This window comes from Sporosarcina sp. P13, assembly GCF_002743055.1.
Taxonomy (GTDB): Bacteria; Bacillota; Bacilli; order Bacillales_A; family Planococcaceae; genus Sporosarcina.
The window spans coordinates 28,985-51,664 of record NZ_PDYM01000009.1; the positions used below are offsets into that span (position 1 = coordinate 28,985).

General features: G+C 40.9%; 15 protein-coding genes and 1 other annotated feature (1 of these 16 running past the window's edge). Of the genes, 13 read left to right on the forward strand and 2 right to left on the reverse strand.

The annotated features are described in order from the left end of the window. Positions 1-199, forward strand: a binding site (T-box leader); it begins 53 nt to the left of the window's first position. A gap of 99 nt (positions 200-298) precedes the next feature. The 8 genes from ilvB (at position 299) to CSV79_RS06585 (ending at position 10,866) form a co-directional block, all read left to right on the forward strand. Beyond that, complete coding sequence (gene ilvB / locus CSV79_RS06550) at positions 299-2,050, forward strand: biosynthetic-type acetolactate synthase large subunit (protein WP_099688243.1); 1,752 nt, start codon at positions 299-301, stop codon at positions 2,048-2,050. After that, positions 2,047-2,565: an acetolactate synthase small subunit gene (gene ilvN / locus CSV79_RS06555; RefSeq protein WP_009765916.1), complete on the forward strand. Its 519-nt coding sequence runs from the start codon at positions 2,047-2,049 to the stop codon at positions 2,563-2,565. The genes ilvB and ilvN overlap by 4 nt, the downstream gene beginning before the upstream one ends. A 30-nt stretch (positions 2,566-2,595) precedes the next feature. After that, positions 2,596-3,630, forward strand: coding sequence for a ketol-acid reductoisomerase (gene ilvC, locus CSV79_RS06560; protein ID WP_099688244.1), 1,035 nt, complete (start codon positions 2,596-2,598; stop codon positions 3,628-3,630). Next, positions 3,617-5,158 carry a 2-isopropylmalate synthase gene (locus CSV79_RS06565; RefSeq protein ID WP_099688245.1) on the forward strand — a complete coding sequence of 514 codons (1,542 nt, stop codon included), beginning with the start codon at positions 3,617-3,619 and terminating at the stop codon, positions 5,156-5,158. The genes ilvC and CSV79_RS06565 overlap by 14 nt, the downstream gene beginning before the upstream one ends. A 68-nt stretch (positions 5,159-5,226) precedes the next feature. Beyond that, the gene (gene leuB / locus CSV79_RS06570; RefSeq protein WP_099688246.1) at positions 5,227-6,327 is read left to right on the forward strand and encodes a 3-isopropylmalate dehydrogenase; all 1,101 of its coding nucleotides are present in this window, start codon (positions 5,227-5,229) and stop codon (positions 6,325-6,327) included. Positions 6,328-6,362: 35 nt separating this feature from the next. Beyond that, a complete protein-coding gene (gene leuC, locus CSV79_RS06575; RefSeq protein ID WP_099688247.1) occupies positions 6,363-7,775 on the forward strand; it encodes a 3-isopropylmalate dehydratase large subunit in 1,413 nt (470 codons plus the stop codon). 13 nt (positions 7,776-7,788) lie between these two features. Then, on the forward strand, positions 7,789-8,373 hold the full coding sequence (leuD, locus tag CSV79_RS06580; protein ID WP_099688248.1) for a 3-isopropylmalate dehydratase small subunit: 585 nt from the start codon (positions 7,789-7,791) through the stop codon (positions 8,371-8,373). A 288-nt stretch (positions 8,374-8,661) separates the two neighbouring features. Next, the gene (locus CSV79_RS06585) at positions 8,662-10,866 is read left to right on the forward strand and encodes an S-layer homology domain-containing protein (RefSeq protein ID WP_099688294.1); all 2,205 of its coding nucleotides are present in this window, start codon (positions 8,662-8,664) and stop codon (positions 10,864-10,866) included. Positions 10,867-10,918: 52 nt separating this feature from the next. Here the strand turns inward: CSV79_RS06585 and CSV79_RS06590 are convergent, their stop codons facing one another. Continuing rightward, on the reverse strand, positions 10,919-12,943 hold the full coding sequence (locus CSV79_RS06590; protein ID WP_099688249.1) for an S-layer homology domain-containing protein: 2,025 nt from the start codon (positions 12,941-12,943) through the stop codon (positions 10,919-10,921). 228 nt (positions 12,944-13,171) lie between these two features. Here CSV79_RS06590 and CSV79_RS06595 point away from each other — a divergent pair, with 228 nt between their 5' ends. The 3 genes from CSV79_RS06595 (at position 13,172) to CSV79_RS06605 (ending at position 18,823) form a co-directional block, all read left to right on the forward strand. After that, positions 13,172-14,644, forward strand: a complete 1,473-nt coding sequence (locus CSV79_RS06595) for an O-antigen ligase family protein (protein ID WP_099688250.1) — start codon at positions 13,172-13,174, stop codon at positions 14,642-14,644. A gap of 597 nt (positions 14,645-15,241) precedes the next feature. Beyond that, positions 15,242-17,548 carry an S-layer homology domain-containing protein gene (locus tag CSV79_RS06600; protein ID WP_099688251.1) on the forward strand — a complete coding sequence of 769 codons (2,307 nt, stop codon included), beginning with the start codon at positions 15,242-15,244 and terminating at the stop codon, positions 17,546-17,548. A 126-nt stretch (positions 17,549-17,674) separates the two neighbouring features. Continuing rightward, on the forward strand, positions 17,675-18,823 hold the full coding sequence (locus CSV79_RS06605) for a polysaccharide pyruvyl transferase family protein (RefSeq protein ID WP_099688252.1): 1,149 nt from the start codon (positions 17,675-17,677) through the stop codon (positions 18,821-18,823). Between the two features lie 30 nt (positions 18,824-18,853). Here the strand turns inward: CSV79_RS06605 and CSV79_RS06610 are convergent, their stop codons facing one another. Continuing rightward, on the reverse strand, positions 18,854-19,519 hold the full coding sequence (locus CSV79_RS06610; RefSeq protein WP_099688253.1) for a LytTR family DNA-binding domain-containing protein: 666 nt from the start codon (positions 19,517-19,519) through the stop codon (positions 18,854-18,856). 210 nt (positions 19,520-19,729) lie between these two features. On the opposite strand from CSV79_RS06610, the gene aceA reads away from it, so the two are divergent. Next, entirely contained in the window at positions 19,730-21,010 is a 1,281-nt protein-coding gene (aceA, locus tag CSV79_RS06615) for an isocitrate lyase (RefSeq protein ID WP_099688254.1), read from the forward strand. 228 nt (positions 21,011-21,238) lie between these two features. Further along, positions 21,239-22,408: a pyridoxal-phosphate-dependent aminotransferase family protein gene (locus CSV79_RS06620; protein ID WP_099688295.1), complete on the forward strand. Its 1,170-nt coding sequence runs from the start codon at positions 21,239-21,241 to the stop codon at positions 22,406-22,408. Positions 22,409-22,680: the final 272 nt, after the last annotated feature.

Below are 22,680 nucleotides of genomic sequence, written 5' to 3' on the forward strand. Positions count from 1 at the left end.
GGTGGTGCTGGAAGCCGGCAATACAACTATTTACGACATCCCCTCGGAGTGGACTGCTAAAAGGTACGCCGATTAGGTAGTCTCGGGCTCGGTATTAGGGCTCGTTATCAATGAAAAAGTTAAGTTTCGACTTACTTTTTCATAAGGTGACAATTGTCACGAACTAGGGTGGTACCATGAAAGCTTTTTCATCCCTATGTGAGGAATAAGAATTCTTTGCGTGGGATGAGAAGGTTTTTTTTTAGGGGAAAACGTCAGTGACCAATAGAAAGTTGAAAATTTCAAGGGGGAGTTCAGTATGAGTGCTGAAGTACAAGAAAAACAGACTGTAACTGCATCGATGCCTATGGATCAATCAAAAAAGAAGCCAGCAGATGGCTCTGCAATCTTAATCCAAGCGTTAAAAGAACAAAATGTAGAAGTGATTTTTGGATATCCTGGAGGAGCAGTTCTTCCGATCTATGATGCGCTATACAACGATCCGATTCCACACGTTTTAGCACGTCACGAGCAAGGGGCGATTCATGCAGCTGAAGGATATGCAAGAGTTTCCCGAAAAACAGGTGTAGTTATCGCGACGTCAGGACCTGGAGCGACGAACTTAGTAACGGGTATTACAGATGCAATGATGGATTCACTTCCACTAGTCGTTATTACAGGACAGGTTGCCAGTACAGTAATTGGTTCGGATGCGTTCCAAGAAGCTGATATCATCGGTATTACACAGCCAATCACGAAACATAATTACCAAGTGCAAGATGTATCGGAGCTACCACGCATTATTCGTGAAGCATTCCATATTGCATCAACGGGAAGACCAGGACCAGTAGTTGTCGATATTCCGAAAAACGTAGCGGTGGACGTCTTTGTACCTGTTGAAACAGAGAATAAAGAAGTGAATTTACCAGGTTATCAGCCAACTACGATGCCGAATTATATGCAAATTCAAAAAGCTGCGAAAGCTCTTTCTATCGCCAAAAAGCCAATGATTCTTGCGGGAGCAGGTGTTCTTCACGCAGGTGGTACGGAAGAATTGAAAAAATTTGTCGAAACTCATCGTATTCCTATAGTCAATACGTTGCTAGGTCTAGGAACAATTCATGGTGATCACGAATTGTTCTATGGAATGGCGGGTATGCACGGAACAGCAACGGCGAACTATGGATTGACTGAATGTGATGTATTGCTGAATATCGGAGCTCGATTCGATGATCGACTGACTGGGAATTTAGACCACTTCTTACCAAATGCTCGAGTGATTCATGTAGATATCGATCCAGCTGAAATTGGTAAGAACGTTCCGACTGAAATTCCAATTGTATCTGATGCTAAAGAAGCATTGCTCGCTTTGCTAAAAGCAGACTTCAAATCCCCCAACACAGAGGAATGGATAGAATACTTGGATAATTCATCTGAGAAGTATCCATTATGGTACAACAAAGATGAAAATGAGTTGTTACCACAACAAGCGTTGGAAATCGTTCATCGGGTAACAAAAGGTGATGCAATCGTCACTACGGACGTTGGTCAGCACCAAATGTGGGCAGCACAATACTATCGTTTCAATAACCCAGATAATTGGGTGACTTCTGGTGGACTAGGAACAATGGGCTTTGGTTTCCCAGCAGCTATTGGCGCACAGCTGGCTAGACCGAAGGAGACTGTAATTGCAGTAGTTGGAGATGCTGGCTTCCAGATGACAGCGCAAGAATTATCGTTACTTCAGGAAATGCGAATTCCGGTGAAAATCATTATTTTAAATAATGGCGCACTTGGAATGGTACGTCAGTGGCAGGAAACTTTCTATGAAGAACGTTATTCCCAGTCACTAGTTCCAGTACAACCTGACTTCCTTAAACTAGCAGAAGCTTTTGATATCAAAGGATACCGTATCCATACGCTAGAAGAAGCGGAACAAGTATTTGAAGAAGCGTTATTATCTGATGAACCTGTCTTGATCGACTGCCGGGTAAAACAAAAAGAAAATGTCTTCCCGATGGTTGCACCAGGTAAAGGTATACAAGATATGATTGGAGTGAGTCCACAGTGAAACGAATTATTACAGTAACAGTAATCAATCAGAGCGGCGTATTAAACCGTGTAACGGGACTTCTCATGAAACGCCAATTCAATATTGAAAGTATTACCGTCGGACCAACTGAACAACCGAATCGTTCCAAAATGACATTCCAAGTTCACGTGGAAGACGAAAACAAAATTGAACAACTTGTAAAACAGCTGCAAAAGCAGATTGATGTTATTACAGTTAAAGATATAACAGACAAAGCGATTGTGTTGCGTGAGCTAGCTTTAGTAAAGGTGATCTCACCACCGCAGATCCGTTCTGAAATGAATAGTATTGTTGAACCTTTCCGAGCAACAATTGTTGATTCCGGAAAGAATGTAGTAACGTACCAAGTAACGGGTGACCCAGATAAAATCGAGGCATTTATCGATTTGCTGAAACCATATGGCATCAAAGAATTAACACGAACTGGCGCAACGGCATTTGCCCGAGATATGCAAAAAGTTCAAGCACCACAGTTGTCGATCTTGAAACAATAATTTTACACACACACTTAGGAGGAAATTAAAATGACAAAAATGTATTACAACCAGGATATCAATGAAGGACTATTAGAAGGTAAAACAATTGCAATCATCGGGTACGGTTCACAAGGTCACGCACACGCTCGTAACTTGAAAGATTCTGGTTTCAACGTAGTAGTAGGAGTTCGTGCTGGTAAATCATTCGATCAAGCAAAAGCTGACGGACTAGAAGCACTATCTGTTAAAGAAGCATCTGAAAAAGCAGATTTGATTATGATCTTGCTTCCAGACGAAAACCAAAAAGCAGTTTACGATGCTGAAATTGAACCAGCTCTTGCAAAAGGAAAATCACTTGTATTCGCTCACGGTTTCAACGTACACTTCGGCGAAATCAAACCACCAGCTGACGTTGATGTATTCCTAGTAGCTCCTAAAGGACCAGGACACCTTGTACGCAGAACGTTTGAAGCAGGCGGCGGAGTTCCAGCACTATTTGCTATCTACCAAGACGTAACTGGTCAAGCTAAAGATATCGCTCTTGCATATGCAAAAGGTATCGGATCTGCACGTGGTGGCGTATTGGAAACAACTTTCGAAGAAGAAACTGTTACAGATCTATTCGGAGAGCAAGCAGTACTTTGTGGTGGATTGACTGCACTAGTAAAAGCTGGATTCGAAACACTTGTAGAAGCTGGATATCAGCCAGAACTAGCATATTTCGAAACATTGCATGAAACAAAGCTAATTGTTGACTTGATGTACGAAGGCGGAATGGCTGGAATGCGTTATTCAATCTCTGACACTGCAGAGTGGGGCGATTTCGTTTCTGGACCACGTGTTGTGGATGCAGATACAAAAGCACGCATGAAAGATATCCTTACAGACATTCAATCAGGTAAATTTGCTAAGGAATGGATCGAAGAAAACAAAAACGGTCGTCCGAAGTTCAATGCAATCGAAGAAGCAGAATCTAAGCACCAAATCGAAGTTGTTGGGCAAAAGCTTCGTTCTATGATGCCATTCATTAATGAAGGGGCTAAATCAAAAGAGGAAGAAGTGGTAGCGAGTGAGAAAAATTGATTTTTTCGATACAACTCTTCGCGACGGTGAGCAATCTGCAGGTATTAATCTAAATACAGTAGAAAAAATTGAGATCGCTCGTCAGCTAGAAAAACTTGGGGTAGCAGTTATTGAAGCAGGATTTCCTGCTTCATCCCCAGGCGATTTCGAAGCCGTTCAACGCATTGCCAATACTGTGAAAAATTCAACAGTTACAGGTCTTGCAAGAGCGATGAAGAGTGATATTGATATTTCATGGGAAGCATTACGTGGTGGAGAACAACCGCATATCCATGTATTTTTAGCAACATCACCAATTCATATGGAGTATAAATTAAAAAAATCTCCTGATGAAGTGATTACTAGTGCAGTGGATGCAGTTAAGTATGCAAAACAATATTTCCCTCTCGTTCAATGGTCAGCAGAAGATGCTTTCCGATCAGAACCTGAATTCCTAGTACGAATCATCAATCAAGTTATTGCAGCTGGAGCTACAACGATTAATATTCCAGATACTGTAGGTTATGCAACACCTGCAGAATACGGTGCTCTATTTAAATATTTGAAAGAGAACGTTACAGGAGTAGAAAAAGTAAAACTTTCAGCGCATTGTCATGATGATCTAGGAATGGCTGTTGCTAACTCAATCGCAGCAATTGAGAACGGTGCAGACCAAGTAGAATGTACAATTAACGGTATTGGTGAGCGTGCTGGAAATGCTTCTTTGGAAGAAATTGCAGTCGCTATGCATATTCGTAAAGACTTCTACAACATGGAAACGGGTATCAACTTACAAGAAATCAAGCGTTCAAGCCAATTGGTTAGTCGTTTGACAGGAGTTGTTATCCAGCCAAACAAAGCAGTTGTCGGTAAAAACGCATTTGCACATGAATCTGGTATCCACCAAGATGGCATGCTGAAAAACCGTCAAACATATGAAATCATTACACCTGAACTAATCGGTGAAGTGGATATGCCATTAGCACTTGGTAAACACTCAGGCCGTCATGCATTCAAGGATCGTGCAATTAGCATGGGCTTTGAACTAAATGATAAACAATTAAATGAAGCATTTGCTGACTTCAAAAAACTAGCAGACCGTAAAAAAGAAATTACAGAAGACGATTTGTTTGTACTCTTTACTGGACAACAATTAGCGGATACGGATACACCAATCTATGAATTGCATAATGTTCAAGTACAATATGGCACAAACAATATACCGACAGCTACAGTGACAGCGACTGTACCGAACGGTGAAACTGTAACAGTTGCTACTACTGGAGCAGGTTCTGTTGAGTCAATTTTCAATGCGTTAGAATTGGTCATCAAAGGCGAAGTACTTATTTTGGATTATCGTGTGACTTCGATTGGTAAAGGTCGCGATGCACTTGGCGAAGCAGTAGTGAACTTAAACTATAACGGACTTGAGTTGAAAGGCCGTGATGTTGCGCAAGATGTTTTAGAAGCATCAGCAAAAGCTTATTTAAACGCTATCAATCGTCAGTTGGTTCGTGAACGATTACGTAAACAAGAGTTACTTAATTAATAAGTAAGCAACAAAGGGACAGAGTATTCGATTGGATGATACGAGATTGATCAAGGGGGAGAAGTTCTATGGAAAAGAAAATAGCAGTATTACCCGGCGACGGCATAGGACCCGAGGTAGTAGCAGAGGCAGTTCGAGTGTTGGAGGTAATTGGTAGACGCTTTAACCATACATTCCATACTGAGTATGGATTAATTGGTGGAGCGGCTATTGATGAGAAAAATGATCCACTTCCAAAAGAGACAATTGAGTTATGTGAGTCAAGTGACGCCATTCTCTTAGGTGCAGTTGGAGGCCCGAAATGGGATCAAAATCCATCTGAATTACGGCCGGAAAAAGGGTTGCTTGCAATACGTAAACATTTTGATCTATTTGCAAACCTTCGTCCTGTTGCAGCTGTTCCTTCTTTGATCCAAGCTTCTCCTCTAAAAGAAGAGATCATCAAGGAAGTAGATATGATGATTGTTCGGGAATTAACTGGTGGATTATACTTCGGAAAACCGAGCCACCATACAGATCAATCTGCAGTGGATACGTTAGTGTATACGCGTGAAGAAATCGAACGCATTGTCGACAAAGGTTTCGAACTTGCCCGTGTACGTAAAGGCAAAGTAACTTCTGTGGACAAAGCGAATGTGCTCGAGTCTAGTAAGCTTTGGAGAAAAATCGTGGATGAGAAGAAAGCAGATTATCCAGATGTACAAGTGGAACATCAATTAGTCGATTCTGCTGCAATGAAACTTATCACGAATCCAGCGTATTTTGATGTCATTATTACTGAGAATATGTTTGGAGATATCTTAAGTGATGAAGCATCTGTTATTACAGGTTCACTTGGACTATTGCCTTCAGCAAGTGTTCGTTCCGACGGATTGGGCCTATACGAGCCCGTACACGGATCAGCTCCGGACGTGGCAGGACAAGGAATTGCCAATCCGGCAGCAACTATACTTTCAGTTGCGATGATGCTGAAGTATTCATTCGGATTAGAAACAGAAGCAACAGCTATAGAGAAAGCTGTTAATACAGTATTTGAAGAAGGCCATTTCACAGCAGATTTAGCAAGCAAAGACCAACGTCCATTATCTACGAAAGAATGGACAGATAAAATTATAGATGAACTAGATCTTCAGTTCGTATCCAACAGCATCATGTACTCGTATATATAATGAATAAAGGTAATGGCTTGGAAGGAGAAACTATTATGGCTAAAACAATTATAGAGAAGATATGGGATCAACATATAGTTTACGAAGAACAGGGAAAGCCAGATTTGCTTTATATCGATCTTCATTTAATACATGAAGTAACATCACCGCAAGCATTTGAGGGCTTACGTCTAGCGAATCGTAAAGTGCGAAGACCAGATCTTTGCTTTGCAACTATGGATCATAATGTTCCAACAAAAAACTTACCGGTTATTAACGACCCAATTGCAAAAAAACAAATAATGACGTTAGAAAAAAACTGTGAAGAGTTTGGTATTCAATTAGCAGATATGTCACATCCAGATCAGGGAATTGTTCATATTATCGGTCCGGAACTAGGATTAACACAGCCTGGTAAAACGATTGTTTGTGGGGATAGCCACACGTCTACACATGGAGCGTTTGGTGCAATTGCTTTTGGAATTGGAACGAGTGAAGTAGAGCACGTTTTGTCTACACAAACTCTATGGCAGAACAAACCAAAAACAATGGAAATTCGTGTAACTGGGAAAATTGGTTTTGGTGTAACGGCAAAAGATATTATCTTAGCAATCATCTCCAAATTCGGTATTGGTGTAGGAACTGGTCACATCGTAGAATATACAGGAGAAGCAATCCGTGGACTATCGATGGAAGAGCGCATGACAATTTGTAATATGTCGATTGAAGCAGGAGCTAAAGCAGGTTTAATTGGACCGGATGAAACGACGATTGAATACTTACGTGGTCGCCGATACGCTCCACAAGGTCAAGAGTTTGAAGAAGCAGCTGAACGTTGGCTTGCGTTAAACACTGACGAAGGCGCACAGTTTGATCAAGTATTGGAAATCAATGCAGAAGAAATCGAACCATTCGTTACGTGGGGAACAAATCCATCTATGGGTTCTGGCATCTCTGCTAAAATTCCAACAACTGCTGATTATACGTCTGAAACTGAGAAGTCTGGACTTCGTTCGGCTTTAGAGTATATGGGCTTAGAAGAAGGTCAACCGTTAACATCAATCGATATTCAGCATGTCTTTATCGGTTCATGTACGAATGCTCGCTTAAGTGACTTGCAGGCAGCAGCTGATGTAGTGAATGGGAAGAAAGTTCATCCTTCAGTGACAGCAATTGTAGTTCCAGGTTCACGTACGGTGAAAAAACAAGCCGAAGACATTGGTCTGGATCAAATTTTCATAGATGCAGGATTCGAGTGGAGAGAATCGGGATGCAGTATGTGTCTTGCAATGAATGATGACGTTGTACCAGCTGGAGAACGCTGTGCATCGACTTCAAACCGAAACTTTGAAGGGCGCCAAGGTGCTGGAGCTCGCACGCATCTAGTCAGCCCATCAATGGCTGCAGCCGCTGCTATTGCCGGACATTTCGTAGATGTACGCAAAATCAGTGCAGCTGTGCATAATTGAGGAGGGTATATAGATGGAACCGATTAATAAAATAGTGAGTGTTCTTACACCATTAGATAAAAATAATGTAGATACAGACCAAATCATTTCAAAAGAGTTTTTGAAGCGAATTGAACGTACAGGTTTTGGCGAGTTTTTATTCTATCACTGGCGCTTTAATGCGGATGGCTCAAAGAATGAAGATTTTGTGTTAAACGATCCACGCTTTGATGGTTCAACAATTCTTGTAGCACATGATAATTTCGGTTGTGGTTCATCGCGTGAACACGCACCGTGGGCTATTCTTGACTATGGTTTTCGTGTTGTTATTGCACCAAGCTTTGCAGACATTTTCCATAACAACTGTTTCAAAAATGGAATCTTGCCTATTAAATTAACTGTTGCTGAAGTGGATGAATTTTTAGCTAAAGGTAAAAATGCTCCATACCAATTGACGGTTAACTTAGAAGAGCAAACAGTTTCAGGAGAAGATGGTACAGTCTATAGCTTCGATATAGATCCATATTATAAAAAGATGTTGCTTAACGGTTGGGACGAAATTTCATTAACATTCCAATATGAAGATCAAATTGCTGCGTACGAAAAGCAGCGTGCATAATATAGAAGGTTGTCCAGGAAGTCATTGAAAAATGCCTTTCTGTGACAGCCTTTTCCTATTTCCCCAAAAAGTATTTGAAACTTTTTTCTTTAATCTACGTCTATAGGCTGCGTAGTTGCCGGGAGGATATTTATATACGTTTTGATTGTGTTCTTATGCTATAATTAGCGAGGGGTTATACATACTACGACAAAGAAATACAGTAAATGGAGTTGAATTTTTAACGTGGTGATTTCAGCAAAAACAAACAATAGCATTATACTCTTTTCTATTATAGTTGCCCTATTAGTGTATCTTAACTTTCCCTTACTTACTGCACAAGCAGAAGTGCAAAATCAGCGGTTTTCCGATGTCAGCAATGAATTTTGGGCTAAAGATGAAGTGACTCGCCTAGTAGATGAGGGAATTATCAATGGCTACCAAGATCTACAATTCCGCCCAGGTGTTAGTATTGTCCGTGGGCAAGCGGCTAATCTATTAACGGTTGCGTTAGATTTACCAGATGCCCCTTATCAGCCGATTTTCAAAGATGTAAGCTCAAAATCTTCAAATTTACGTGGAGCGATGGCTACTTATCAAGCGGGAATTTTTGGCGGTAAACCCGATGGCACGTTTGGAACTAGCGATAACTTAACGAGAGAACAAATGGCAAGTGTATTGGTTAAGGCATTTAAATTAAAAGATACCGGAGAAGAAGTTCGTTTTACGGATGATAATAAAATTAGTGAATCGCATAAGTATGGTGTAAAAGTTCTGATGCAACATAAAATTACAACAGGTAAAGAAGATGGTTCATTTGCTCCTAAAGACCCTGTAACTCGAGGATCATTTGTAGTGTTTTTACATAGAGCGATGATCCAGACGGGTATGTTAGATGAGAAAGAATCAATCAAATTCAATAAACCACAAACAACAGGAAAATTTGAACCGATACGATTTGAACAGAAGCTTGTAAAAGTTCCATTATCAGACAATAGTCAAACGTTCTTACGTTCAAATAATTATTTGCAGTTAAGTGCACAACGCGTAAAGCAGCATGCGCATGCTACAGACCGGATCTACATTTATGGTGTGAGTGATATGAAAAATACGAGAGTGACCGTAACAAAACGTGAATTGCCAAATGGTGACTATTTTGTGTTTGTCGAGTTACGAAACCCTGACCGAATGCCGATCCGTGTAGATTTAGTGCAAGTGGAAGAAAATATCGAATCGATGCGTTTAGAGTCTTATAGTAAATATCCGATAAAAAAAGACATTGATGAAACGTTCGGTTTCGATATTGCTACTTCACCAATTGGTGTACTTGAAACGATAACCTCTCAAGGTACGGGTCAACAGATGATTGCGAAATCGTATCGTTCACGTGAATTAGAGATGAGATACCCTAACGGTGCAACGAGTCATACACGTGAGTTACAAGAAGAGAGAGATTCTTATAGCAATATTTTGATGGGTTCAAATCGCGTATCCATTTATCAGCTATACTCACGTGGCTATGATGTAGTCGATCAATGGTATTTAGCATCTGCGGAGAAATTATTCTCTACGAATGAACGGATGGATGCGTGGATACGTGAATCCGTTACGTATTATAAGAAACGTAATAAGTGGTACACAGCGAATGGTCCGTATAATAAAATGGCGACTACAATTGAACCAATGCCCGCTTCAGGCAGGGGATATGGTCGGAATTTATTGTTAGTGAAAGAAGATCGTGTCATGCTTCTTTATAATCAAACACAAGAACGATTTTATGAAGATATACTCCATAACGCATTCACGAACTTAACAATTTTTAGAGGGAGTAAACCGTATTGGGAAACCGAAGTGACGAGTACGTATTTGAAACACTTGTATAACATTACGGCACCATTCGTTGATACACGCTTTAATGAACAAATTGCATTATTCCTCTATAATGGTGGAAATGCATTTGGACATAAAGATTATAATGAGGGCTTGAAAAATTACGCAAATTTACTCGTACAGCAGCATAAGAGCGGCAATGTCAGTGCGTTGTCAAGTACAGCCTACTATATTCCTGATTATTTTCCAACGAGACAGCAAGTTCGAACACATACTTCCATGAACCACTTGCTTGGTGGGATGAATATCCTGTTGTTGGCATACCAAGAATTTAAGAACCCTGTCTATTTAGAGAACGCCAGCGCTATTGAAAAGGCGATTCGGACAGAAGAGAAGAAGTGGATTCGGAGTGACGGTGATATTTGGTACAAACGTGCACCGGATGGACAGTTTATTGGAAGAGATTATGTTCATTTAACATTGGAAGATTTGATTCATTCGTATGAAATGTGGTCAAAAGTAGACCAATCAAAAGCCAAAGTCTTTGAGCGAATGATTCGTTCAAAAGCAGGTTATTTGAATAAGACGAAACAAGGCTACACAACGAAGATTAAAGTAGGTTTACAGCGAATCAATATGTCTAACTTACTTCCAGCAGGTAAGGAACATACAGACGCATTGTAATACTAAAAACACCATCTCTGCTAGTGGAGATGGTGTTTTTCTGTTACTTACTTTATTTGATTACAGTGACGAGATTAGAATGGATCCAACCATAACGTTCGGCGGGTTTCATGTATTCTGGGTTGGTGTCGGCCAGTACTTTGTACCACACATAGCCATCTTCGTCTTTTGCACGGTCTAGGATTACGAGAGGATAACCGAATGCGGACATTTCACCCGGATGTTTAGCTTTATATGCAAATAAAATATTATTGCGTTTGTTTGATGTAGGGCTTGTCCGTATATTGACATTCGTTGTGCCGGTATACGAAATAAATGCAAGTTCTGCTTGATTCGCATCTTTATTGCCTAGGAATTGATCAATTCTCCACATATGTCCGGCAATTTTGCTCCCCCAGTATGGATCAGAGGCGTATCTCATATTGAAACCAACTGCCTTGTTTCCAGGAGCGGCTCCATTCGCATAAGCACCAAACGGATTGGCGTAATTCAAATTGATATATCGAGTAATGAATGCATCGACACTTTTCGTAGGATTTTGATAGAATTCACCTTTTTCTGGCGAAGAATCAAATACGCGAATGCCGAAAATATTATTTTTGTTTTGTGCATTGGCACTCATACCAAAATCACTTTCATGAATGGCAGTGGCTAAAATGAACATAGCATTAACATTGTGTAACTCTTCCATCTTTTTAGCATACGAACCAAGTCCGATGAGTTTTGACTTTGTTTTTGCCGCCTTATAACGTGCGATACCTGTTTTTTCTCTAGCATCTAACGCATTCATGATAAAAAGATTTAATTCTGCTGCTGTATAAGAAGAAGGTTTACGCACGGATTGGAATTGGAAGTATGGATAGTAGGTTACCGCTTGTCCGTTTCCTTGCTCTTTAAAATGAACACCGTCGTTACTTGTATACGTCTGTCCTTTTTTCATAGTAGGGGAAGCAGGTCCCACAGTATACGCTGTATATCTTCCGGAATATTGTTTACTCTTCGTATCGAATGTTCGGTAGTACGGGTAATGTACGAGTAGGCCGTCGTTCGTTACTATGTAGTAGCTTGAGCCTTTAGACAGTTGTGTCGGCACCAAGTCGACTTCTGCATGTTTTGCGTAATATGTATATCCACCTACTCCTACAACTACACGTTCATCACTACTTCCGATATACTCCAGTTCATGTCCTTTTTGAACATATGTCACTTCATTTTTCAATGCGGTGTCACTATAAAGGGACGTGTATTGCTTTGGATTTTCCGCAGCAAACACTTGTCCAGACTTCATTTTGATTATTTTATTGTTGATTGAAATGGTTTGGATCACAGATGATGCATTGTAAGCAGCTAATGCATTCGCAAAACTGCTATAGGCATCGTTTGTAACATGTAGTTGGCTGTTTGAAATGGTACTAACCTTATGTACTTTTGGATTTTCATTATCCACTATAGGAGGCACTGGAACAGGTGATCCACTTTGGTTAGTAACTGCGAACATTCTATATAAGAACGCTGATGCATGGGCAATTGTTGCATTGCTTTTTGGCTTGAAATAACCGTTGTCTCCTCGAATAATATGTAAATTAGACGCAGCCGATACAGCTCCGACAAAATTCGATGAGATACTCTTACTATCCTTAAACGGGACGAGTGTTGAATTAACGCTAATATCCAAGTAGCGGAATGCCTTAAAAATCATACCTGCCATTTGCTGTCTAGTAATCTGTTGACTCGGCTTGAATGTACCGTCTGGATAACCACCTAAAATACCAGCACCCGCCGCATTTTGAATTTCAATCGTACGTGACTGGTTCGCATGTAAATCTTTAAATGTGTACTTCGTCGATACGGGCAGTGCAAGGGATCGCGCTAGGTAAGAAGCGAACTCTCCTCGTGTGATCGCTCGATTCGGATAAACATTTCCTTTCGCATCAGTTTGGATGACGCCTTTATTGACCCAAAATGTCAGTTCCTCTTTCATTTGATGGCCGCTGAAATCATTGGCACTTGCAACTGACGTGAACAATGGAGAAACTAGTAGAAGCAACAATAGAAATGATGCAATCCATCTTTTCAACTCAAAACCCCCTCTATAAATATACTATAATTGTATCAGAAAGTAGCGGGCTTAGTAAGTTGCGTTTGTCATATTGGCAGATTCATACCATAAGGAGATTCAATCCTCTAGCCTTTAAAAAAAATGGATGAATTCGAAAAGATGCAACGAAAGCTTTCACAATTCTGTCCTAGATAGTGATATAATGCAACAAGGAACACGCAAGCGCAGAAAGGGTTTTAAAGTCTAATGAATAAATGGATTCAGCGATTGGAAAAACAATCTACAAGTACATTACTGATTGCAGTAGCAGTTATGACGATTGCTTTGCTGCTGCCTTCGAAAATAGCATTACTCGGAACGGCCTTATTTTTTGTCATATTCGCGTTTTTACAACCGCAGCAGAGTCTTCTGTTCTTGGTGATCTACGTCAATATCCGACCATTTTTAATAGAAGTAAATAGTGGACTAAAATTGATAGGAGATTTAATCATTTTTGTAGTATTTGCGTGGACGCTGTTTCAGTACAGACGCAATATTCGCGCGTTATTTACGTTTAAATGGTTTGAATGGAGTTTCTTTGCTTTCATTCTATTTGGATCGATTATAGGTCTACTCAATGATGTAACGCCTACAGCGATAATCTTCCAAATTCGTACATTCATCATAATGTATTTGTTGTATTATATTATTGCTAGAATGACACTTACAAATCAATGGTTGAAAGATCTTGCATGGGTGACTGTGTGGACGAATATTGTTATGTCGCTTCATGGATTAGTTGAGAAACTATCATTACGCCAATTTCTTTTACCAGAAGAGTGGAAGTATAAAGTGCTATCCGCTACAAACTTTGTACGTATTTACGGATTGGCGGGTAATCCAAACTCGTTGGCCTTGTCTTTATTCTTCGGTATCGTGGGCCTTATTTACTTACAGCATATTTACAAGGACAATAAATACAAGTGGACTTTCCGGGTGTTGCTCGTTCTATTCCTAGGAATTCTTGTATTGACCTATTCTAGAGGTACTTGGATTTCAGCATTGATTTTCGGTGTGGTGTTCATCGTTATGACGAGAAAATGGTATTTACTAAAACGTCTAGTGGTAGCGGGTGTCACATCTATAATCTTAATTTATTATCCGGTAAACTTCGCTGTGCAATATGTGCAGGAACTAAGTGTTGAGGATAAAGTTCAGACGCCAACTACTGGTAGTATTGGAGGGCGTTTCGGTGAGACGTTCGATGAGAAGAACTTAGCGCTGATGACGGAAAGTGGTCGATTCTTTTATATTCGAAAAGGCTTTGAGATTTTTAGCGATCATCCTGTAACAGGAACTGGATTCGGTTCGTTTGGTGGTTCCGCCACACTCTCGTACGGTTCTCCAATCTATGATCATTACGGTATCAGTTCGGATATCTATGGCGGGAAGTATTTCTATTCAGATAATCAGTACATTCAAGTCATTACGGAAACGGGAGTGATCGGTGTCCTCATCTTCGCCCTGTTCTTACTGAGTATGCTGTGGTCCTTCTGGAAAGCACGAAAGACGAATTTCGGTGCCTTTATGATCGCCCTATGGTTTTCCACAGGCGTCTCAGGTATGTACTATAATATTTGGGAACTGAAGATGTACACCTTGTTCTACTTCATCTTACTAGGTGCATTTGTCGCGTTTTCAAAACTTCAAGAACAACAATCCAAAACTACGAACGGATAACCTCCGTTCGTAGTTTTTTCTTATGATGAAATGTGACGGAGTGGGAAGGTTACCGTTTCACTGCGCTCCAGGCGGACGCGTTCTGGAGGGCCCGCGATGAGCCAACCTTCGCTACGCTCATTGGTTGTCTCACCTGTCGGGCTGATCCTCCCAGAGTCGCCGCCTTACACTACGCTTCACTAGTGTATTCGCCTTTAGTAAGTGAGGGGTATTTTCAGCTCTTGACTTAGGTTTTTCATTTGAACTTAAAAAGTAAAGAAACAGATACCTAGTTACTTGAAAACTACAATCAATTCTAAAATTAATTATAGTCTTAGTGTAGGATTGAAGCGGAAGAAGGGGCGACTCCGGGAGGATCAGCGTGCGCCTTGAGATCCCGCAGGTAGCGCTAGCGGACGAGGAAGCTCAAGCCACGCCCTCCGGAACGCGTCCCCTTCTGTAGCGAAAATCCCGGACCACTCATCAAATCCTAAATTGCAGCTTCTTCTTTTTTACTTTTCTCGTTCAAACGACAGATAGTAATCCTATGATCGGTTTGGTAGACTATATAGTGATATAGAAAAGAAAAGGTGGAGTTGCTTTATCAAACAAAGTAGTTTGCTGTCACGAACCAAGCGGAAAGTTGCAATCACTGCGATGTCTGCAGCGATGTTGCTATCTTTGCCGTTAGGTGCATCAGCCAGCACAAAAACTGTCGCTAGTTACCCAGTTTCCTCAGGCGTTAATTATTCCCACTATACATATTCAGCAAGTAGCCATATCAATCATCTCTCAATCAACCTAAGTGATCCTTACACAAAGTTGAAAATGGGCGTGCCTTCGCCTTTATCGAAAACAGCTCCTACATTGACACTCGCAAACCGCGATTCAAGAGAAGGTCATCGTGTCGTAGGCGCTGTCAATGCGTCTTTCTTTGACATGAAAACCGGCATGCCGATGTACTTACTTTCGGAAGGAAATGAAATCGTCAACGGTGGTGTAATCTCTAGTTCTAACGCTTACTATGTGAGTCACCCAATCGCTTTCGGCGTAACGAGCAATGGTTTAGCAGAAATCGATAATTTTAACCTAGGTATTGAAATAGGTGCAAAAGGTAATGTCTATCAAATGACAGGTATCAATCGTGAACGTCAAGCAGATGAGACGATTATCTTTACGCCACAGCATGATAAGAATAGTACAGGCTCCAATGAATTCGGGATTGAAATCGTCGTGGAAACGAATGCACCTGTAACGTCTACTCATTACGGACAACAGCTTCAAGGAAAAGTCGTTAACGTACGAGGTTATGGGGATAAGCAATCAGTAGCAATTCCTCCAAATGGTTTTGTTTTATCAGTCCACGGTAAGAAAGGCTTGGATCGCTTCAAATCTCTTACTGTTGGAGATGATGTGTCCTTAACATTATCCATTGATGATCAATGGAAAGACTCTGAGTTTATGATGGCAAGTGGCCCGATGCTTGTAAAAGATGGAAAACGGCATATTACGATGGATACAACGAATTGGCGCGCAACTGCTCTCACAGCTAGAACCGCTATAGCTATTAGTAAAGATAAGAAGCAAGTACATTTAGTAACAGTGGATTCACGTGCAGGTTATAGCAATGGTATGACGCTTACTCAATTTGCTAATTATTTAGTATCCCAGGGGTATGACCGCGCGTTAAACTTTGATGGTGGCGGTTCGACCACGATGGGAATCCGGAACTACGGAAGTAATACGGTAGTACTAGCCAATCGAACTACGAATTCTAGTCAACGAAATATCTCGGCCATTGTAGAAGCGATCAGCACAGCACCGACTGGGGAAGCGAATATACTTAATGTATCCCGTCAGCAAGTGGGCGAGATGCTAGTAGGAGCAACAGCTGACTTAAAAATTAATCACGTACTCGATGCGTACTACAATCCAATCGTTCCTAATTCATCACAAATAGTCACTACGTCTTCCAACGGTACAGTGGAAGGTACTGGTTTGACGTATAAAGCGGTTAAAGCTGGAGTCGATCGCATCCAAGTGAGCTATGGACGTGCGCAACAGTCATTCCCGGTTACAGTAGTAGATCAGCCAGCTAAGTTAGTAGTTAAATCGTCAGCTACTAGTGTGAAGCCAGGGGAGAGCATTACGTTTTCAGCTACACCTGAAGATGCGACGGGTCAACCGATCATTTACCAGTCAAGTCAATTACTTTGGAGTGTAGAAGATGAAGAGATTGGTTCAATCACTTCTAGTGGAACGTTTACAGCTAGCAAACCTGGAATAACAGAAGTCCGTGCCACGCTAGGAACAAAAGTAATCGCGGTTCCAATTGAAGTGAAATCGATAGAGGCGCCTAATCCGACACCGCCAACGGGTGGAGATATTGGTCAAATTATAGACTTCTTCAAAGATGTACCCTTATCGTATCCATATGCTACAGAAATTTATTTCTTACGTAACAAACAAGTGATTACGGGGGATACTGATGGAAACTTCAATCCAAGAAATACATTGTCTAGGGAACATGCTGCAGTCATTTTAAGTCGTGCGTTTAATCTTCCACCTGTCGAAGAAGCTCGACAAAGTTTCAGTGATGTTCCTAAATCGCATCGCTACTATAATGAAATCAGTGCGATTGCTAATGCAAATATCGTAGGAGGCTATTCGGATGGGACATTTAACCCGAAAGGACAGTTAACCCGTTCACAAATGGCGATGATTTTAGTAAAAGCTTATAAACTTGAAGGAGAATCGGTCAATAAATTCAAAGATGTCTCTCCGCAGCATGGTGCATATAAGCAAATTCATATTTTGGCAAACTATGGAATTACAACTGGTAATGAAAAGGGCGAGTTTATGCCTGGTACTCCAGTAAATCGTGCACAATTCAGTGCGTTCCTCTATAGAAGTATGCACTTGTAAGCTGTAGATGAAGGAGGTTTTCAAATCAAACGTATATGATTTGAGGGCCTCTCTTTCGTTTACATACAATAAAAAAGATCAGTCTGCTATACTTGTAGCAAATGATTTGAAAAGGATGTATGAACAGTGAAAATAGGGATTGTAGGAAACTATGGGAATGACAATAACGGTGATGAAGCTATTTTACTGAGTATCATTTCGCAGGTGACATCGGTGTTCCAAGTTCCAAGTGATGCGATCACGGTATTCAGTAATAATCCAAAGCAAACCGCGCAACGCTACCAAGTGATGAGTGCACCTTTGTATTATAAAAAAGGAAATGCAGTTAAAACGTTTGGAGCGACGTATTTGCAAAATAAAAAGATCGTTAAAACATTCGACTTGTTGATCATTGGCGGTGGCGGGATCTTAATGGACTTATATAAACGTGAAGCGCCTTTATACGGATCTTATGCAATGATGGCTAAAAGTTCAGGTGTACCTTATGTGATCTATGGTTGTGGAGCTGGTCCACTGAGCAGTGATTTAGGGAAGTGGTTTATTCGTTATATGAGTAAGCATGCGCATAGTATTTCCGTACGTGATCCAGAATCAGCAGAACTGTTAAAATCTGTAGGCGTAAAAAAGTCCATTGAGGTAATAGGAGACCCCGCATTTTCATTGAAAAAGGAACGTAGTACTACAGCAGACCGTCCATTGAAAATCGGTGTAACAGCTGTACCTTATTATCATGGAGGGTACTGGCCGGAAAGCAAGGAAGAAATTTATCAGCTTTATATAGAAGGAATGGCAAAAAATCTGGATGCTTTAGCAGCTAAACAACCTGTTGAGATCACCTTTTTTGCGACTAAGTTTCCGCAAGATGCAGATGTCACGAAAGATATTCAAAAGTTAATGAAAGAGTCTGCTAGTACAACTGTTATCGATCGCAATTTATTGCCTGAAGACTTACTAGAGATTACCGCTTCACAAGATCTAGTCATTGGTACTCGATTGCATTCATTGATTTTGGCTACTTGTACCGCAACGCCGGTCATCGCAGTTTGCTATCACCATAAAGTGAACGACTTTATGAAGCTTGCCAATTTGGAACATGTAGCGATTCCGATTGGTGAAATGCATGAAGCAACAGATCATTTTTCTAAAGCTTATGAATGGTTAACAGCAGATTGGAAAAGTACATGTGAACAGACCGAAAAACTTTCCGCTACATTATACGATGAAGCTATAAAAGGGACACGTCAGTTTACGGAAGCTATAAAAAAACACGTGTGAGACATTTTTCGTCTCACACGTGTTTTTTATTTAAAATCCTAAAAGGGATCGTACATCATTCATATACGTTTGGCTAACGGGCAGTTCTGTGCCATCGACCAATGTAATGACTAAATTTGATGAAAAGTCTCTAGAGATCTTTTCAATGCAATTCATGTTAATAATGTAGGAACGATGGATACGTAAGAAAAACTTTGGTAACCGAAGATGCAAGTCTTTTAGCGTAAAGCCAATATTATATTGCTCACCAGCTGTGTAAAACCATGTTTTCTTATGGAGGCTTTCAATATAAGTTACTTGATCTACAGGGATAGGGAACCATTCATCTTCCTTCTTTCCTGTAAGAAATTGTAGCTGATCCCTTTTTAGCACATGAAAGTTTGGCGGCAGGATTATGATTAAGGCGCCTGGTTCATCTTTTACGTCTATAGGATAACCAATTCCGAAGTACGACATGCCATACAATGTATTATCCATTACTACTTCAACTTTACGTCGTTCTTTAATTGTAGCTTCCGCAATACTTCCAGTTTGGATATTCTGTCCTTCCTTCAAATGAATATCATGCATGCCTGGATCATAATAAATATACCGATCTGCAATGGCAATGGCGATGGAAGCATCTTTAGGAACCCAATCTTCTAGAATCGTAGCATATTGATGTAGAACTTTTTTAGAAATATCGTTGTTCTCCATATTTTTGCATAATCTCCTCTGTATATAGTTACCTTCCAATCTTTAACCTTTTCATCCATTCTACCATTCTTTCATCCTCTTAAAAAGCCTTTTTGTCAAAATGGACTGACAATTCCGACGTACTGTTATATAGTAATACCTAACGAAGATAGCTGTTATGAAACAGGTTGTAACAGTTAGCCGTTGAAAAATTGGGAAGGTGTGAAGATAATGTCAACAAGACAAGAACAAATTGCACAACTGGAAAAAAGCTGGGCCGAGGATAGCCGTTGGAAAGGGATCAAACGTAACTACACTGCTGAAGATGTAGTTAAACTACGAGGTTCACTTCTAATTCAAAATACACTAGCTGAAAAAGGTGCTGCTCGCCTTTGGAAATCTCTTCATGAAGAAGATTTCGTCAATGCACTAGGTGCGTTAACAGGTAACCAAGCAGTTCAACAAGTTAAAGCTGGTCTACAAGCAATCTACCTAAGCGGTTGGCAAGTTGCTGCTGATGCAAACCTTGCGGGACAAATGTATCCTGACCAAAGTTTATATCCAGCAAACTCTGTACCTGCAGTTGTTAAGCGCATCAACCAAGCACTTCAACGTGCTGACCAAATCGACCATGCGGAAGGCCGTGAAGATGGGTTTGACTGGTTTGCTCCAATCGTTGCGGACATGGAAGCTGGTTTCGGCGGTCCATTGAACGTGTTTGAATTGATGAAAGGCATGATCGAAGCAGGTGCTGCTGGTGTTCACTTGGAAGACCAATTAGCTTCTGAAAAGAAATGTGGACACTTGGGTGGTAAAGTACTACTTCCTACACAAAACGCAGTACGCAACCTATCTGCTGCACGTCTAGCTGCTGACGTTCTTGGCGTTGACACAGTAATCATCGCTCGTACAGACGCTGATGCTGCTGATATGGTTACTAGCGACATTGATCCAGTAGATGCAGAATTCCTAACAGGAGAGCGTACACCTGAAGGTTTCTACAAATCTAAGCCAGGTATCAAACAAGCAATCGCACGTGGACTTGCGTACGCTGAGTATGCTGACCTAGTATGGTGTGAAACTTCTCACCCATCACTTGAAGAAGCTCAAGAATTTGCTGATGCAATTCACGCGAAATACCCTGAAAAAATGCTTGCATATAACTGTTCGCCTTCATTTAACTGGAAAGCGAACTTGGATGATGCAACAATCGAGAAGTACCAGGTTGAGCTTGGTAAAATGGGTTATAAGTTCCAGTTCGTAACACTTGCTGGTTTCCACACATTGAACCACAGCATGTTCGAATTGGCTCATGGCTACAAGACTCGCGGCATGGGCGCTTACTCAGAGCTTCAGCAAGCTGAGTTCGATAACGAAGTTAAAGGATACACTGCTACACGTCACCAACGTGAAGTTGGAACAGGTTACTTCGATGAAGTCGCACAAGTTATCTCTGAAGGTCAATCTTCAACAACTGCTATGTCTGGTTCAACTGAAACAGCACAGTTCTAATACTAGTTTTATAGCGTTACCGAATGTGACCTTGGGGAGAAAGTCACACTCGTTTTAACAAAGGGGTATTTATATGATAATGGGACCACCTCATCTTCCAGTAGATGTCGTGATAAGTAGAAGGAAATTGGATGAAAGTCCAATTTCCTTCTTTTCTTTTATTTGAAAATTTTTTCTATTGTGGCTAGTATAGTAGATACACAGAGGAATAAAAGGAGGAACGAAATGATGAAAAACGAAGAGATGTTATTAATTCCGGGACCTACTCCTGTAGTAGATTCCATTTATGATGCAATGGCGAGCGAAACGCGATCTCACACAGATCCACGTTTTGTGAAAATCTATAAGCATACAATTGATCAAACGAGAGAAATATTTAATACGACCGGGGAAGTTTTTGTCGTGGCGGGTTCAGGTACAATCGCGATGGAAATGGCTATTGTTAACACGATTGCAGAAGGAGAGAGTCTTCTCATCGTAAGTCATGGCTATTTTGGCGATCGTTTCATCAAGTTAGGACAAGCGTTTGGAATTCAAGTAGATGTACTACAAGCTGAATGGGGCCAGCAAGTATCTCCAGAAGACCTTGATCGCAAACTTTCAGAAGGAAATTATAAAGCAGTTACTGTAACGCATGCAGATACATCTACAGGAGTTGCTGCTGACTTGGATGCAATTGTGCCAGTTATCAAGAAGCATGGTGCATTAGTAATCGTAGATGGTGTCTGTGCGTCTACAGCAATGGAAGAGGATATGAGCAAGGAATACGGTGGGGAGGGCAATACACTCGACATCGTTTTGACAGGTTCCCAAAAAGCGATTGGCGTGCCTCCGGGTCTAGCGCTTGTGGCATTTAATCAAAAAGCACTTGATGCACGTGCGGCAATGGAAAGAGTACAAGCCTATTACTGTGATATTTATAATTGGATTCCAGTCATGCATGATCCATCGAAATACTTTGCAACACCTGCAGTGAACTTGATCTATGCTTTAGAAGAGGGACTGCGCATTGTTTTAGAAGAAGGAATGGAAAAACGTATCGCAAGACATATAGCATTTGGACGTGCTGTACGTCAAAGCTTGGCTGTCTACGGTATGAAAGCTTTAGCATCAGAAGAAGTAGCAGCACCTACATTGAGCTGTATTCTATATCCAGAGGGTGTGGATGATGCGAAGTTCCGTGCGGCAATGGCAGACAAAGGAACAATCTTGTCTGGTTCATTAGCACATTTGGCAGGCAAAGCGTTCCGTATCGGACATATGGGGAACTCTACAGCAGATATGCTAGAGAAAGCGGTCATGCAAATTGGTGAAACGTTAAACGAAATGGGTCATCAAGTAGATATTTCCAAAGCACAAGCGGTATTTTTAAGTGAGGTTAAGCAGATAACCGTATAAATTATAAAGTCGCCACGGGAAGATTTCTTCCCAGAGCGACTTTTTAATTTCTCTGTTCTCTTTACATGTTTCGTATTATGGATTTAGTAAATTCTAGCCACTTCAATCCGCTTCTTTTATATAGAGAAGCAATTCGTCACTGAACCCACTTCGGCGCTGGCGGATGGCTCCCGCAATAAGCCAGAAAGGAAGACCGCCTCTCTGTCTTATTGCTACGCCTACCGCTTGTAAGGCGCCTGCGTTTGGTAAGGAGAGGTAAGTAGCATAGTTTT

Excerpts from the sequence above, each read along its gene's own strand:
- CSV79_RS06610 (WP_099688253.1), bottom strand. The coding sequence starts at position 19,519 with ATGGAGAACAACGATATTTCTAAAAAAGTTCTACATCAATATGCTACG.
- CSV79_RS06620 (WP_099688295.1), top strand. The coding sequence starts at position 21,239 with ATGAAAAACGAAGAGATGTTATTAATTCCGGGACCTACTCCTGTAGTA.
- leuB (WP_099688246.1), top strand. The coding sequence starts at position 5,227 with ATGGAAAAGAAAATAGCAGTATTACCCGGCGACGGCATAGGACCCGAG.
- CSV79_RS06595 (WP_099688250.1), top strand. The coding sequence starts at position 13,172 with ATGAATAAATGGATTCAGCGATTGGAAAAACAATCTACAAGTACATTA.
- leuD (WP_099688248.1), top strand. The coding sequence starts at position 7,789 with ATGGAACCGATTAATAAAATAGTGAGTGTTCTTACACCATTAGATAAA.
- aceA (WP_099688254.1), top strand. The coding sequence starts at position 19,730 with ATGTCAACAAGACAAGAACAAATTGCACAACTGGAAAAAAGCTGGGCC.
- leuC (WP_099688247.1), top strand. The coding sequence starts at position 6,363 with ATGGCTAAAACAATTATAGAGAAGATATGGGATCAACATATAGTTTAC.
- ilvB (WP_099688243.1), top strand. The coding sequence starts at position 299 with ATGAGTGCTGAAGTACAAGAAAAACAGACTGTAACTGCATCGATGCCT.
- ilvC (WP_099688244.1), top strand. The coding sequence starts at position 2,596 with ATGACAAAAATGTATTACAACCAGGATATCAATGAAGGACTATTAGAA.